The 14,186-nt window shown below is 72.4% G+C and carries 16 protein-coding genes; 9 read left to right on the top strand and 7 right to left on the bottom strand.

Going from position 1 to position 14,186, the window contains the following annotated elements; all coding sequences use genetic code 11:
• Positions 1 to 17: 17 nt before the first annotated feature.
• On the bottom strand, positions 18 to 791 hold the full coding sequence (locus tag VT50_RS33455) for a TVP38/TMEM64 family protein (protein ID WP_240529407.1): 774 nt from the start codon (positions 789 to 791) through the stop codon (positions 18 to 20).
• 264 nt (positions 792 to 1,055) lie between these two features.
• On the opposite strand from VT50_RS33455, the gene VT50_RS39870 reads away from it, so the two are divergent.
• The 3 genes from VT50_RS39870 (at position 1,056) to VT50_RS33440 (ending at position 3,431) form a co-directional block, all read left to right on the top strand.
• Positions 1,056 to 1,220, top strand: a complete 165-nt coding sequence (locus tag VT50_RS39870) for a hypothetical protein (protein ID WP_167396646.1) — start codon at positions 1,056 to 1,058, stop codon at positions 1,218 to 1,220.
• A 96-nt stretch (positions 1,221 to 1,316) separates the two neighbouring features.
• Positions 1,317 to 2,501: an elongation factor Tu gene (gene tuf / locus VT50_RS33445; RefSeq protein ID WP_046084738.1), complete on the top strand. Its 1,185-nt coding sequence runs from the start codon at positions 1,317 to 1,319 to the stop codon at positions 2,499 to 2,501.
• Positions 2,502 to 2,585: 84 nt separating this feature from the next.
• Positions 2,586 to 3,431: a spermidine synthase gene (locus tag VT50_RS33440; protein WP_046084737.1), complete on the top strand. Its 846-nt coding sequence runs from the start codon at positions 2,586 to 2,588 to the stop codon at positions 3,429 to 3,431.
• Between the two features lie 33 nt (positions 3,432 to 3,464).
• Here VT50_RS33440 and VT50_RS33435 read toward each other — a convergent pair whose 3' ends face one another.
• Both VT50_RS33435 and VT50_RS33430 read right to left on the bottom strand, forming a co-directional pair.
• Complete coding sequence (locus tag VT50_RS33435) at positions 3,465 to 4,769, bottom strand: MFS transporter (RefSeq protein ID WP_046084736.1); 1,305 nt, start codon at positions 4,767 to 4,769, stop codon at positions 3,465 to 3,467.
• A gap of 164 nt (positions 4,770 to 4,933) precedes the next feature.
• Entirely contained in the window at positions 4,934 to 6,037 is a 1,104-nt protein-coding gene (locus VT50_RS33430) for a DUF8017 domain-containing protein (protein WP_046084735.1), read from the bottom strand.
• A 96-nt stretch (positions 6,038 to 6,133) separates the two neighbouring features.
• Between VT50_RS33430 and VT50_RS33425 the strand changes: the two genes are divergently transcribed.
• The 4 genes from VT50_RS33425 (at position 6,134) to VT50_RS33410 (ending at position 8,851) form a co-directional block, all read left to right on the top strand.
• Positions 6,134 to 6,586, top strand: a complete 453-nt coding sequence (locus VT50_RS33425; RefSeq protein ID WP_046084734.1) for a DUF4442 domain-containing protein — start codon at positions 6,134 to 6,136, stop codon at positions 6,584 to 6,586.
• Between the two features lie 220 nt (positions 6,587 to 6,806).
• The gene (locus VT50_RS33420) at positions 6,807 to 7,475 is read left to right on the top strand and encodes a DedA family protein (RefSeq protein WP_046084733.1); all 669 of its coding nucleotides are present in this window, start codon (positions 6,807 to 6,809) and stop codon (positions 7,473 to 7,475) included.
• Positions 7,476 to 7,574: 99 nt separating this feature from the next.
• On the top strand, positions 7,575 to 8,141 hold the full coding sequence (locus VT50_RS33415; protein WP_420822253.1) for a gamma carbonic anhydrase family protein: 567 nt from the start codon (positions 7,575 to 7,577) through the stop codon (positions 8,139 to 8,141).
• Positions 8,142 to 8,164: 23 nt separating this feature from the next.
• Positions 8,165 to 8,851: a GAF and ANTAR domain-containing protein gene (locus tag VT50_RS33410; protein ID WP_078840581.1), complete on the top strand. Its 687-nt coding sequence runs from the start codon at positions 8,165 to 8,167 to the stop codon at positions 8,849 to 8,851.
• Between the two features lie 277 nt (positions 8,852 to 9,128).
• On the opposite strand, the gene VT50_RS33405 is transcribed toward VT50_RS33410, so the two are convergent.
• The 3 genes from VT50_RS33405 to VT50_RS33395 form a co-directional block, all read right to left on the bottom strand.
• Positions 9,129 to 9,968 (bottom strand): VOC family protein, encoded by an 840-nt coding sequence (locus VT50_RS33405; protein WP_078840575.1) that lies wholly within the window; start codon positions 9,966 to 9,968, stop codon positions 9,129 to 9,131.
• Between the two features lie 73 nt (positions 9,969 to 10,041).
• Positions 10,042 to 11,226 (bottom strand): FUSC family protein, encoded by a 1,185-nt coding sequence (locus VT50_RS33400; RefSeq protein ID WP_046084731.1) that lies wholly within the window; start codon positions 11,224 to 11,226, stop codon positions 10,042 to 10,044.
• A gap of 65 nt (positions 11,227 to 11,291) precedes the next feature.
• On the bottom strand, positions 11,292 to 12,158 hold the full coding sequence (locus VT50_RS33395) for an EamA family transporter (RefSeq protein ID WP_046084730.1): 867 nt from the start codon (positions 12,156 to 12,158) through the stop codon (positions 11,292 to 11,294).
• Between the two features lie 107 nt (positions 12,159 to 12,265).
• Between VT50_RS33395 and VT50_RS33390 the strand changes: the two genes are divergently transcribed.
• Together VT50_RS33390 and VT50_RS33385 are read left to right on the top strand one after the other, a co-directional pair.
• Complete coding sequence (locus VT50_RS33390) at positions 12,266 to 12,838, top strand: helix-turn-helix domain-containing protein (protein ID WP_046084729.1); 573 nt, start codon at positions 12,266 to 12,268, stop codon at positions 12,836 to 12,838.
• A 50-nt stretch (positions 12,839 to 12,888) separates the two neighbouring features.
• Entirely contained in the window at positions 12,889 to 13,443 is a 555-nt protein-coding gene (locus VT50_RS33385) for a YbaK/EbsC family protein (protein WP_046084728.1), read from the top strand.
• A 26-nt stretch (positions 13,444 to 13,469) separates the two neighbouring features.
• Here VT50_RS33385 and VT50_RS33380 read toward each other — a convergent pair whose 3' ends face one another.
• Complete coding sequence (locus tag VT50_RS33380; RefSeq protein ID WP_046084727.1) at positions 13,470 to 13,877, bottom strand: CoA-binding protein; 408 nt, start codon at positions 13,875 to 13,877, stop codon at positions 13,470 to 13,472.
• Positions 13,878 to 14,186: the final 309 nt, after the last annotated feature.

Raw genomic sequence — 14,186 nt, 5'->3', positions numbered from 1 at the left:
GCGCCGGCCCTCGTCCGTCAGCCCCGCGGCGCCATCTCGTCCGCCGTCCTGTCTTCCGCGGGCTGTACGGGCCGTACGGGCCTCAGGGGCCGCACGGTCCGGATACGGCCGCGTTTGCGCCAGGCCACCAGCGCTCCCGCGACGGCGGGCACCGCGATGAAGGCCAGCGCGAGGAGGAAGACGGGCGAGGTGGGGGTGGTGGCGCGGCTGCCCGCCACCACGTAGGCGGCGGTGTTCGGCACACTGCCCAGCCCCGTGGCCAGTAGGAACGACGGCCAGCCCATCCGTGAGACGGCCGCGCAGTAGTTGGCGGCGGCGAACGGCACACCGGGGAACAGCCGGATCGCCAGCATCGACCGGAACCCGTGGTGGCTCAACTGCCGGTCCGCCGCAGTGAGCCAGCGCCCCCGCAGCAGCGGCCGCAGCGCGTCCTGCCCCAGCAGCCGCCCGAGGCCGAAGGCGATCCCGGCGCCGATCACCGTGCCGCCTATGGCCGTGGCCAGCCCGGCCTGGATGCCGAAGAGCGCACCGGCCGCCAGGTTCAGCAGTGGCCGGGGGACCAGCGCGGCGGTGCCCACTCCGTACGCTGCCGTGAACAGCACCACGGCCGTCCCGCCCGTCAACTCCGGCCAGCCGTGGGTCAGCAGCCGCTGCGGCTGCCACAGCCAGACCGCGATCGCGGAACCGGTGAGCAGCGCGGCGAGCAGCCCCAGCCGTGACCACGGCGAGAGGAGCACGGCGCGGGCGCGGCGCGCGGCCGGTTTCGCGGGCGGCGGGGCGACATCGAGCACCGGTGGAGCGTAACCGACCGGGCCCGGCGGACGCTGTGATGTCGTCGGGTTGTCGTCCGATTGTCGGCAGACCGTCGACAGAGGGTCGCGGACCGCGTCGGCAGAGGGTTCCGGACCCGGTCCCCAGAGGGCTCCGGACCCCGACCGCAGAGGGTCCCGAAGCCCGTCGACAGAGGTTCCGGACCACCGCCCCACCCACCCCGCGCGCCCCGAAACCACCGAAAACCATTCGACGCGGACCGAACAGTGCGCGAAGATCACAGCATGTTCCGGCTCGCCTTCCTCACGCCGACGTCCGCGGTCGCGGACGCGCCGAAGGCTGCCGTCCTCCCCCTCGCTCCGGCCGCGGTCGCCGTCCTCACCACGGACCCGCCCGCAGCCGCTCCCACTGCCGTTCCCGCCGCCTGCCTCGACGGCGCCCGAAGCTGACCCTCCTCGGACAACTCCGACGGATCCCCCAGGGGGAGGGTCGGCGAGGTTCTGGGGTCCGCGCTTCCCACCCCGGTGACGAGGAGAGACCGTCGTATGTCCACCACCTCCAAGCAGACGTACGTGCGCACCAAGCCGCATCTGAACATCGGCACCATGGGCCATGTCGACCACGGCAAGACCACGCTGACCGCCGCCATCACCAAGGTGCTGAGCGAGCGCGGCACCGGCGGCGCCTATGTTCCGGCCGACCGCATCGACCGGGCGCCGGAGGAGGCCGCGCGCGGTATCACCATCAACATCGCGCATGTCGAGTACGAGACCGACACCCGGCACTACGCCCACGTCGACATGCCCGGCCACGCCGACTTCATCAAGAACATGGTGACCGGCGCCGCCCAGATCGACGGGGCGATCCTCGTGGTCTCCGCGCTCGACGGTGTGATGCCGCAGACCGCCGAGCATGTGCTGCTGGCCCGCCAGGTCGGCGTCGACCACATCGTGGTGGCCCTCAACAAGGCCGACGCGGGCGACCCCGAGCTCACCGACCTCGTCGAGCTCGAGGTGCGCGAGCTGCTGTCCGCACACGGCTACCCCGGCGACACCACGCCCGTCGTACGGGTCTCGGGACTGCGGGCGCTGGCGGGCGACCCGCGCTGGACCGCGGCGATCGAGGCGCTGCTGGACGCCGTGGACATCTACGTACCGACGCCCGTGCGGCACACCGGGGCGCCCTTCCTGCTGCCGGTGGAGAACGTGCTGACCATCACCGGGCGCGGCACGGTCGTCACCGGCGCCATCGAGCGCGGCACGGTACGGGTCGGCGACCGCGTCGAGGTGCCCGGCACCGATGTGGCCACGGTGGTCACCGGGGTGGAGACCTTCGGCAAGTCCATGGAGTCGGCCGAGGCGGGCGACAACGTGGCGCTGCTGCTGCGCGGAGTGGCGCGGGACGCGGTGCGCCGCGGCCATGTGGTGGCCGCGCCCGGCAGCGTCGTGCCGCGGCGGTGCTTCACGGCGCGGGTGTACGTCCTCCCGGCGGCCGAGGGCGGTCGGCGGACCCCGGTGTCCACCGGCTACCGCCCGCAGTTCTACCTCCGTACAGCCGATGTGGTCGGCGCCGTGGACCTCGGGGCCGCCGCGGTGGCGCGCCCCGGTGACACGGTCACCATGACGGTCGAGCTCGGCCGCGCGGTACCGCTGGAGCCCGGCCTCGGTTTCGCGATCCGCGAGGGCGGCCGCACGGTGGGCGCGGGCACGGTGACGACCGTGCTGCCGTAGCCATCACCGGCCCCGCTCGCCCGCCCCCGTGCAGGAGGCGGGCGAGCGGACGCCAGGGCCCGCGCGCGACGGCACAATGAGAGGGTGAACGAGCCGATCCCCGTGAGCCGCGCCGTGGACGGCGGCACCGCCAAGCTGCTGCCGGACCTGGACCGCCCGCGTGCCTGGCTGCTCACGGTGGACGGCGCCCCGCAGTCGTACGTCGACCTGGACGATCCGGGCCATCTGGAATTCGAGTACGCACGGCGGATCGCCCATGTCCTGGACGCGGCCGCCGCTCCCGGCGCCCCGCTCGACGTACTCCACCTGGGCGGTGGGGCGCTGACGCTGCCTCGCTATCTGGCCGCCGCCCGCCCGGGCTCCCGGCAGGTGGTGATCGAGGCCGACCGGGGGCTGCTCGAGCTGGTCGCCGAGCAGCTGCCGCTGCCGTCAGGGGCGGGGGTCACGGTGCGGCCCGAGGACGCCAGGGCCGCGCTGGAGGCCGCGCCCGAGGGGTCCGCCGATGTCATCGTGGCCGATGTCTTCGGCGGTTCGCGGGTGCCCGCGCACCTGACCTCCGTCGAGTACGCCCGCGCCGCGGCCCGGGCGCTGCGGCCGGGCGGGTGGTACGCGGCCAATCTGGCCGACGGGGCGCCGTTCGCCTTCCTCCGCTCCCAACTGGCCACGTACCGCACGGCGTTCGCGCATCTCGCCCTGATCGCGGAGCCGTCGGTGCTGCGCGGTCGCCGGTTCGGCAACGCCGTGCTGGTGGCCTCCCAGTCGCCGCCGCCGGTCGCCGTGCTGGCCCGCCGCACCGCGGCCGACGCCTTTCCGGCCAGGGTCGAGCACGGGGAGGCGCTGGAGCGGTTCATGGGGGGCGCGGCGCCGGTGCGGGACGAGGACGCGACGCCCTCGCCCGAGCCGCCGAACGGGGCCTTCAGCGTGGGCTGACCGGGTCTGGCGGTGACGGGTCCGGGACGGCGTTCAGCGTGGGCTGACCGGCTCCGGGGTGGCGTCCGTGGTGGCGGCCGGTCCGTCCCCGGCGACGGGCTTGGTCTCGTGCCGGCGCAGCCGCCGTACGTCCGGGACCGTCAGCACCGCCAGCGTCAGCGCCAGGATCAGCGCGGAACACCCCCACAGCGAGGCCGACCGGCCGAACGCCTCCTCGGCCGGGCCCGCGAGCGCCGTGGCCAGCGGCACCATGGCGATCGAGCCGAACCAGTCGTACGCCGAGACCCGCGACAGCTTGTCCTCGGGGATCTCCTGGTGCAGCGCGGTCATCCAGGCCACCCCGAACACCTCGACCGACACCCCGACCAGGAACATCACCACGATCAGCGGTGCGATCGGCATCGGCACGGCGAGCGCGGCCGACGGCAGCGCGAGCGGCAGCACGCACAGGGAGCCCGCGAGCAGCATCCGGCGTGGCCGCCAGCGCACCATCAGCAGACAGCCCAGGACGGTGCCCGCGCCGAACGCCGCGAGCGCGAATCCCCAGGGGCGCGCCCCGCCCAGCTGGTCCTCGGCCACCAGCGGGCCGAACACCCCCTCCGCCGCTCCGACCACCGCGTTGACGACGGAGAACTGGACGACGATCGACCAGAGCCAGGGCCGGCCGATGAATTCGCGCCAACCTTCGCGCAGATCCCGCAACATGCCGCCGCCCGGTTCCCGTTGGGCGACGGCGCTGACGTCGAGCAGGGAGCGCAGGGCGCCCGCGACCGCGAACGCGGCGGCGTCGACGGCCAGCACCCAGCCGGGGCCGACCACCGCGATCAGCGCACCGCCGAGCGCGGCCCCGCCGATCTGCGCACCGTTCATGCCCATGCGGAACACCGCGAAGGCGCGGGCGGCCTGTTCGCCGTTGACGCTGGAGAGCAGCATGCCCTCGGCGGCGGGGGAGAAGAACGCCTGCCCGGTGCCGCCGAGCGCGGACAGCACGGCCATCTGCCACAGCCGCGCCTCGCCGGACAGGACGAGCACCGCGAAGGCCGCCTGCGAAAGGCAGTTGAGGCTGTTGGCGGCGACCATCACCCGATGGCGGGGCAGCCGGTCCGCCACCGCGCCGCCGATCAGCAGGAAGACGACCAGCGGAAGCGTACGGGCCGCCGCCACGAGACCGATGTCGCCGCCGTCCCCGCCCGCCTCAAGCACCGCGAACGCCGCCGCGATGAGGGCCCCGGCGTTCCCGAGGCCGGTCACCACGGCGGCGGTGGTCAGGAGCGTGTAGTTGCGGCCGGCCCATGCGGGGCGGTGCGGTAGGTGGCGCGGGGCCGGAGGAGTCGTCACATCCGGACTATCCCCGGGGGCGGGCCCCGGCGTCCAACCGGATTCCGGCCGCCGCGATCGGAGCCGCCGGGTGGTCAGGCGGTCACGCGGTCACGCGGTCTGGCGGTCACGCGATCGGGCGGTCGGAGGGTCTGGCGTGTGGCGGTCAGCCGGGGATCAGAGGGTCAGGAGACCTCCGACTTCACCGGCCGCAGCGAACTCATGATCTTCTTGATGGTGGAGTCCGGGACCTCTTCCTTGGCGCCCTTGACCGAGTACAGGACCCAGGTGGCGAAGTCGCCGTTGGTGTCCGTGTAGGTCACGGTGACCGCCTTGCCGTCGGTGGTGCACTTGTCGGTCTTCTTCACCCCGGTGACGGTGGCCGACGCGGTGTAGCCCCGCAGACCGTGGGCGCTCTTGAACTTCTTGGCGTCGGTGACCTTACGGGTCCCGGTCTGCTTCTGGTCGAAGGCGGCGAAGACCCAGTTCTCGGCCTCGATCTTGGCGGCCGACGCCTCGCTCGTGGCGCCCTGGGCGCCCTTCGAACCCGCCCCGGCGGCATGGCTCTTGTTGACGTAGCCGTCCTTGTCCTTGACCGAGCAGTAGTCCTTCTTGTACCTCGCCGGAGCGGACATGACCACGAGCGGCTTGCCCTTGTCGTCCTCGAATCCGGTGCTCAGTCCCGGCGATTCGATCGTCCAGTTCGGAGGGACGTCGAAGGCGTTGTGCCGCTTGGGGCTGACCACCGGCTTCCAGCCGGGTATGACCGCCTTGACGTCGCCGGTGTCACCGCCGGCGCGCGGGTTGTCCGCACCACCGCCGCCGCGCGGGTCCCCGGTCGGCTCCTCGGAGGCCGAAGCCGAGACGGCGGGCGTCTTGTCCTTCCCCTTCGACTCGTCACCGCCGCCGCTGTTGTCCTTGCCCAGGACCAGCACGCCGGTGATGGCCGCGGCGGCGACGACCGCGACGGCCGCAATGATGGCGATGGTGGTCGTGCGCTTCTTGTTGTCGCGCGGCGGCCGCGGTGCGCCGGGTGGACCGGACGGAGCGCCCCACTGCTGGCTGGGCGGACCCTGCGGCGTGCCGTACCCGGGCTGCTGCCCAGGCTGGTCCGGGTACCCCGGCTGCTGCTGGGGCGGCTGCTGATAGGGGTTCGGCTGCTGGTATCCGGGCTGCTGATACGGGTTGGGCTGCTGGTACCCCGGTTGCTGGTATCCCGGTTGCTGATAGGGGTTCTGATCCTGCGGGTTGTTCTGCTCGCCCCCGGGCGGCTGCTGTCCTGGCCACATGGCCAGTAACGATAGAGGGGCCCGCCGACAGCTGCTACGGGCTGCCCGGCGAACTGCCCCTTTCCCCGTTTACTACTGGATGGTAACTTCCGGGGCATGTCAGAAACCCTGCCCTCCGTCGGTGAGATGCTCGCCGCCACGGTGCCCATGGTGCGCACCCTGAACCTGGAGTTCCGCGAGACGTCGCCCGAGCGCGCGGTGCTGTGCCTGCCCGACCAGCCCGACTTCCACAACCACGTCGGCGGCCCCCACGCGGGCGCGATGTTCACCCTGGCGGAGTCCGCGAGCGGCGCCATCGTGCTGGCGGCGTTCGGCGATCAGCTCGGCCGCGCAGTACCGCTGGCCGTGCGCGCCGAGATCGGTTACAAGAAGCTCGCCAAGGGGCCCGTCACCGCGACCGCCACCCTCGGTCGGCCCGCCGCCGAGGTGGTCGCCGAGCTGGACGCGGGGGAGCGCCCTGAATTTCCGGTGAACGTCGCGATCACGCGCGAGGACAGTGCGGTTACGGGTGAAATGTCCATCGTGTGGACCCTGCGCCCCCAGTCCTGAGGCCGTACCTCCTCGCCAGCATCATGTGCGTATCCCCCAAGCCCTGAGTGCGTACCCCTCCCAGCCCTGGGCCCCTCCTCCCTTCGCCGGAGTCGGCGCGAGCGCGAGCACGACTTGGGGATGATGGCGACCGCGCGCCGATTGAGTAGGCTTCCCGGCGTACGCCGCGTCCTGTCCGGCGTACGCCGGGAAGCGGTCGCCACACGGGGAGGAACCGGCGTTGCATATCGAGGAATGGCTCGAGACGGTGCCCGCGGTCAGCGTGTATCTGCTGGTGGGCATCGTCATTGGCCTGGAGAGCCTGGGAATTCCGCTCCCCGGTGAGATCGTCCTCGTCAGCGCGACGCTGCTGGCGGCCTCTCAGGACCACATCAACCCCTACATCCTGGGGACGTGCGCCGTCGCGGGCGCGGTGATCGGCGACTCCATCGGCTATCTCATCGGCCGCAAGGGCGGACAGCCGCTGCTCGCCTGGCTGGGCCGTAAATTCCCCAAGCACTTCAGCGCCGAGCACGTGGCCACCGCCGAGCGCTCCTTCCAGAAGTGGGGCATGTGGGCGGTCTTCGTCGGCCGGTTCATCGCGCTGCTGCGGATCTTCGCGGGACCGCTCGCGGGCGTGCTGCGCATGCCGTACTGGAAGTTCCTCATCGCCAATGTGCTCGGCGGCGTCGTCTGGGCCGGTGGCACCACGGCGGTCATCTACTCCCTGGGTAAGGTCGCGGAGGACTGGCTGAAGCGCTTCTCCTGGCTCGGGCTCGTACTGGCCCTGCTCTTCGGCCTCGGCTCGATGCTGGTCATGAAGTGGCGCGCCAAGAAGGCCGAGGCGGCGTCGGTCACGGCGGCCGATGCCGAGACCGCCGAGCCGGAGCGGGTCCCGGCCGGGGACTAGGGGGCGGCGGATCGCGCCGCCTGCGGCGGGCTGGTTTCCCTGCCGCGCGGCGTAGCCGCATATCGATGCCAGGGCTCTGCCGGAGCTACCGGCCGGGGCGTGGAACGCGAAGGGAACGACCAGGTGGGAGAGACGGTGCGCGCCTTGATCTTCGGCATCGACGGGAAGGAGCCACAGGTCGACCCCGACACTTTCGTGGCCCCCACGTCGGTGGTGATCGGCGATGTCGTACTGGCAGCGGGGTCCAGCGTCTGGTACCAGGCGGTGCTGCGGGGTGACGGCGGCCCCATCGCCGTCGGCGCGGAGAGCAACATCCAGGACAACTGCACGGTGCATGTCGACCCCGGGTTCCCGGTCTCCATCGGCGAGCGGGTCTCGGTCGGGCACAACGCGGTGGTGCACGGCTGTACGGTCGAAGACGACGTACTGATCGGCATGGGGGCGACGGTCCTCAACGGCGCGCGAGTCGGTGCGGGATCACTGGTCGCGGCCCAGGCGCTGGTGCCGCAGGGGATGGAGATACCCCCCGGGTCGCTGGTGGCCGGGGTGCCCGCGAGGGTGAAGCGCCCGCTCACCGACGAGGAGCGAGAAGGCATCAAACTGAACGCCCAGGTGTACGCGGACCGGGCGAAGCAGTACCGCAAGGCGCTCAGAAGCGGCGAGTAGCCGGATGTGATCGGATGGTGGTCATGGATTGGGAAGCCTTCGCCGAGCGCATGGCCACCATGGCGCGGGACCTGCTGGCGCAGGAGTCCGTGGAGGCCACGCTGGACCGGATCAGCGCATGCGCGGTGGACATCGTGGAGGGCTGTGACGCGGCAGGCATCCTGGTGCTCCGCGGCAACCGGGTGGAGTCACTCGCCCCCACCGAAGGGCTGGTGGTGCGGTCGGACCGGCTGCAGGAGCGGCTCCGCGAGGGGCCCTGCTTCGACGCCGCCCGCCGGCGCGAGCGGGTGTTCCGGATCAGGGACTTCACCGAGCCCGAGGAGCGCTGGCCGGATTTCGTCAGTGAGGCCCGCCACCTCGGCATCGGCAGCATGATGGGGTTCCTGCTCTACACCGAGCAGGAGAACCTCGGCGCGCTGAACCTCTACTCGCGGCGCCCCGCCGTCTTCACCAAGGCCAGCGAGACGGCGGGCTGGCTGCTGGCCTCGCATGCCGCGGTCGCCTTCTCCAGCGCCCGCACCGCCGATCAGCTCCAGCAGGCGATCCAGACCCGGCACACCATCGGGGAGGCCATGGGCATCCTCATGGAACGTTTGAAGATCACCGAGGATGACGCCTTCGCGCTGATCCGGCGGGTGTCCCAGGAGCGCAACGTCAAGCTGCGGGACATCGCCCGGCAGGTCTGCGAGAGCGGCGGAATCGACGACTGAAGCGCCGGCCCGAGCCGACGCAACAGCCGAAGCGGCTCTTCCGGCCCGCGGTCTGGACCGGAAGCGCCTGGCCACCGTGGTCCCCCGGGGGTCGCTGCGATGGCGTGACGTGCAGGTACCCCAGAGACCTCCGGTGGTAACCCCACCGTCACCCGGATTTCGGCAGGACGCCCGGGGCGTGGGTCCCCCGCTTCGGCCGCCGCACCGGGACCGCCCGCCGACGGTGCCTCCGCTGCGTTCGCTGCGTCGGCTGCGTGACTGCGTCGGCTGCATCCGCTCAGGCCGCGGTGACGGTGAACAGACCGCCGTCGGGGTCGCACAGGATCGCCTGACCGCCCGTGGGCGAGGCGTCCGGCGGCAGGGCGACCGTGCCACCGGCGGCGCGGGCCGCCGCCACGGCGGCCGTCACATCGGGGACGCGGAAGTGGACGTACCAGCGCGGCCGGACCCGAGGGTCGGGGGCCTGCTCGACGGCGCCGCCGTGGATCACCGCCAGCTTGCGGCCCTCCTCGCACACGATCACCTCGTCGTTCGCGTACTCCACGGAGCACGTGCTCTCCGGCGAGGCCCAGCCGAAGAGCTCGCCGTAGAAGAGGGCGGCCGCGAACGCGTCACGGGTGCGCAGCTCCAGCCGGGCCGGGGCGCCTTCCCCTGAACCCCCCGGAGTCAAAGGACCCTCCGCACCCTCCGGACCCGAAGGACCCGAAGGCCCCTCCGGACCCGATGGCCAGCCGGGCAGCGCCTCCCCCGTCCAGAAGCCGAAGACGGCGCCGTCGGGGTCGGTGGCGAGACCGGCGCGGCGGCCGGTGCCGAACGGGAGCGGGCCGACGCCGACGGTGCCGCCCCGCTCACGGATGTGTGCCGCGGTGGCGTCCGCGTCCGCCACGGCGAAGAACGGCGTCCAGGCGACCGCGCCCCTGAGGCTGTTGGCGAGCGCCCCGACCCCGGCCACCGGCGCTCCACCGAACAGCGCCGTACGGAACCCCTCGCCCGGCCCGGTGGGGCGCCAGGTCCACCCGAGGACCGCGGTGTAGAACTGCTGCGCCGCCCCGAGGCTGGGGACGGCGAGGCTCACCCAGCCGGGGAATCCCGGCCGTGCCTGGGCGATCGGCTTCATGGGCACCACTCCTCATCACTCCGCCCCGGCACCACCGCGGGGGATTGCACCGATGTACCCCGCCGCCCGGGTGCTATGCCCGGGCGGCGGCGCGGGGCCAGGCGTCCGGGGCGATGTCGTGCCAGATGTTCTGGGCCTGGATCAGCAGGGTGCCCAGCACGGCGGCGGTGCCGGGGGAGACGTAGCGCTCATCGGTGAGCCGTTTGTGCAGGGCGCCGTGGTGCCGTTCCACCGCCTCCAGCGCCTCGTCGAGTGCGCCGTGCGGGCCGTCGGGGGTGGCGGGCTCACAGATCATTTCGGCCCGGGCCTCGCAGGCCGCCGCGAGATCGGCGAGGAGACGGCCGTATTCGCGCAGCGGCTGCTGGTCGGGGGTGGGAATGGTGCGGTTCTCATCGGCGACGTCGACCATCGTGCTGACCACCGCGTACACCTGGCTGACGATCGAGCCCCACCGCTGGTCCTCGCTCTCGGGGGGAAGCGCCGGCGGCAGCTTCTCGCGCGACGTCCACGGCAGCCTGGGGTTGAGCCGGAGGCTTTCATGGCTCCACAGCCGGGCGGAACGCAGGCTCTCCTGCCGCTGCTGGAGCTGGTCGGCCAGCCGTCGCCAGTCGGCGGGGGTGTCCGCGGACCAGTCCCCCTGGGCCAGCCCCTCGGCGACGCTCGCCAGGGTCTCCTGTGTTCCGCGCGCCAGACTGCTGAGGTTCTCCCGTACGTTCCGCAGATGGACCGGCGGCAGGATCAGCGCGTTGACCGCGATGCCGATCGCGGCGCCCAGCAGGGCCTGCAGCAGCCGGTGGGAGACCGTGAGGCTGGAGACCGGGGCCGAGGTGAGGGTGAACAGCGCGGTGGTGGGGCCGTAGATGCCCTGGTCGCCGAGGCGGGGCCAGTTGCTGAGCAGCATCACGACGGGGAGGACCAGGGCCACCGAGATGAGGATGTTCCCCGTCAGGGCCTCGGCCCCCGCCGCCAGCAGGGTGCCCACCGCGATGGCCGCCAGCTGCTGCAGCCCCTTGAACAGCGAGCGGTAGACGGTGGCCTGGACCAGGACCACCGCCACCCACGGCGCCATCAGCGCCACCGGGTCCTGCAGCCACCACCCCGAGACCGCCCAGGCGAGCGTGGCCGCACCGGCCGCCTTGAGCGACTGCACGAGCAGGTCCCGCTCCCGTCCCGGGCCCTGCCACGCCCGCGCCGCGGCGTCCACGATCCCCCGGGTCTCGGCCCGCACCGTGTACAGCTTGTCGTTCGCATGCCCCATGGCGTAGCGGGTTCCTGGCGTACGTCGGCTTATGCACGGCCGGGCGGACAGCGGGTGGGCGCCCCTCAGCCCGTGGCCAGCAACAGCGTGCCCACCAGGGCGAGTCCGGCACCCGTGGCCTGGACCACACGCAGCCGCTCGCCGAGCAGTCCGCGGGCCGCGAGGGCGGTCACCACGGGGTAGAGGGAGGCGAGCACCGCGGCGACGGTGACCGGGCCGTGATGCGCGGCGAGGTTGTACGTGCCGTTCGCGGCCACGTCGGCCAGGCCCACGAAGGCGAGCGCGGGCAGCGACGCCCGCACCACGCCCATCCCGCCCTCGGGCAGCCCGGGGTTGCCGCGCCGTACGGAGACCAGCAGTGCGGCGTCGCCGACCGCCACATTGCACACCCGCTGCACGAACAGCGCGAGGAACAGCCCGGTCAGGGTGTGCGACGCCTCGGCGATCAGTGCCATCACCGAGCCGAAGCCCAGCGCGGCCACCAGGGTGAGCAGCAGCGTCTGCCGCTGGACGGGCGCCCCGCCGGTCTGCGGACCGCTGGCCATGACCACGCCCGCGACCGCCACCACGACCCCCGAGACCTGGAGCAGCCCGGGCCGCTCGCCGAGCACCAGCGCGACCCCGAGCGGCACCATGACCCCGCCGAGCGCGCCGAGCGGGGAGACCACGCCCATCGGGCCGAGCGCGAGAGCCCGGTAGAAGCACAGCATCGCGGCCGGGCCGACCACACCGGCCGCCGCGGCGAACCACAGCTGCGGGCCCGCCGCTGACCATCCGCCGGTGGCGACCACGATGGCGCCGAGGACGGCGGCCGCGATGATCTGGGAGACGACGACCACGGTGATCGCGGGGGTGCGCCGGGTGAGCAACCCTCCGCCGAAGTCGGCCAGCCCCCAGAGCAGGCTGGTGGCAAGAGCGAAGAGTGCGGACATCGTGAAACCTCGCCGTACAGTGTGGTGGACGTGGGAGTACAGCCCACGGTAGTTCACTCCACTCGACTATGCCATTCACTATTTTGGACGGATGGACGGACCGGAACGTGACGGACCTCGACCAGCTCACACAGTCGCTCGCCCGCAACCTCAAACGGTGGCGCAATGAACGCGGCTTCACCCTCGACGCCCTGGCGGCCCGCGCCGGGGTCAGCCGGGGGATGATCATCCAGATTGAGCAGGCCCGTACGAATCCGAGCGTGGGCACCACCGTCAAGCTCGCCGACGCGCTCGGCGTGAGCATCACCACACTGCTCGACTACGAGCAGGGGCCCCGGGTGACCTTCGTCCCGCCCGACCAGGCGGTGCGGATGTGGTCCACCGAGGCGGGCAGCTACACCGCGCTGCTCGTCGGCACCGAGGCGAACGGCCCGCTGGAGATGTGGCAGTGGCGGCTGATGCCCGGCGACGAGAGCAGCTCCGATCCACACCCCTCCGGCACGGTCGAGCTGATCCATGTGACGACCGGCGAACTCACCCTGGTGATCGGCGGCGAGACCCACACCGCCCCGGTCGGCACCTCCGTGGCGTTCGAGGCGAACACCCCGCACACCTACCGCAACGACAGTACGGCGCCGGTGGAGATGACCATGACCGTGTCGGTGCCACCCGCGCGCTGAGGCCACTGGGCCCGGCCCTCGTGCCCCGCCCCGGCTGCTAGCTTGGCGGCATGAGTACGCCGATGGATGCCTTCGCCGAGGTCCGTCCCGCCGTCGAGTGCCTGGACCTGCTGACCGCCCCCGTCGCCGAGGCGCTGCGCACGTGGCGCGGCCCGGAGCCGGTGGAACAGGTGCTCTTCGTGGACACGGACCCGGACAAGGCCGACACCGCCGTGCTCGTCGAGAACTACGGCTCCTGGCTGCTGGAGCAGTCCGCCAACTGCGTGGTGGTCGCGGGCAAACGGGGCGGCGAGACCACCCTGGCCGCCTGCGTGGTCCTGGCCCACACCCGCGCGGACGTCAACGGCGTGGTGCGCCGCCACCTCGGCGCCCGCAAGGCGTCGTTCGCCCCGATGGACACGGCGACGGGCGAGAGCGGCATGGAATTCGGCGGCATCACCCCGATCGGCCTCCCCGCCGACTGGCCGCTCCTGGTGGACGCCGCCGTGGCCGACACCCCCTACGCCCTCATCGGCAGCGGCGCCCGCCGAGGCAAGCTCATCGTCCCGGGCAAACTGCTCGCCGCCCTCCCCGGCGCGGCGGTCCTGGAGGGCCTGGCCGCCTGAGGGCGGGGTGATCTCCGTGGTGCGGCTCAGCCCAGCTGGGGGATTTCGATGGCTGGGCAGCGGTCCATGACCATGGTCAGTCCGGCGGCGCGGGTGCGGGCGTACGCTTCCGGGTCGATGACGCCGAGCTGGAACCAGACGGCCTTGGCGCCGATGGTGACGGCCTCGTCGGCGACCGGGCCCGCCAGGGCGCTGTTGACGAAGACGTCGACCACGTCGACCGGGAACGGGATCTCGGCGAGTGAGCCGTAGCCGCGCTCGCCGTGCACCGTCTCGGCCTTGGGGTGTACGGGCACGATGCGCTTGCCGAAGCGCTGGAGGACCCCGGCGACGCCGTAAGCCGCACGCCGCTGGTTCGCCGACAGGCCCACGATGGCCCAGGTGTCTCCCAACTCCGTAAGGATTCTGCGGACCGCCGCCGCGTCGCCGTACATGTTTGCCCCCTCCGGGTACGACATACAGCCTGAGTGCCACAACGGGCATCACCATCCAGGGATTCCCCAGCACCAGGGTGCCGGGCAACGGACCCGGCTTGACCTGCACGCCCGGGTCCTATCAGGCCATCTGTGAGCGGGGCGGGCATGCTGGAATCAAGGGCACGTGACGGGCGGACGCGCGCTGCCGCCGGTTCGCGCAGGAGACCCGCGCGCCCCCTCGGCGGCCTGCTGGCCGGTCGAACCCCTCGGAGTCGAACCGTGGGCGGCACCGCACAGCGGCCACAGCCAACACGACACCACCAGGAG

The sequence above is a fragment of the Streptomyces antioxidans genome, from assembly GCF_000968685.2.
Classification (GTDB): Bacteria; Actinomycetota; Actinomycetes; order Streptomycetales; family Streptomycetaceae; genus Streptomyces; species Streptomyces antioxidans.
This window is presented reverse-complemented; position numbering and strand designations above follow the sequence as displayed.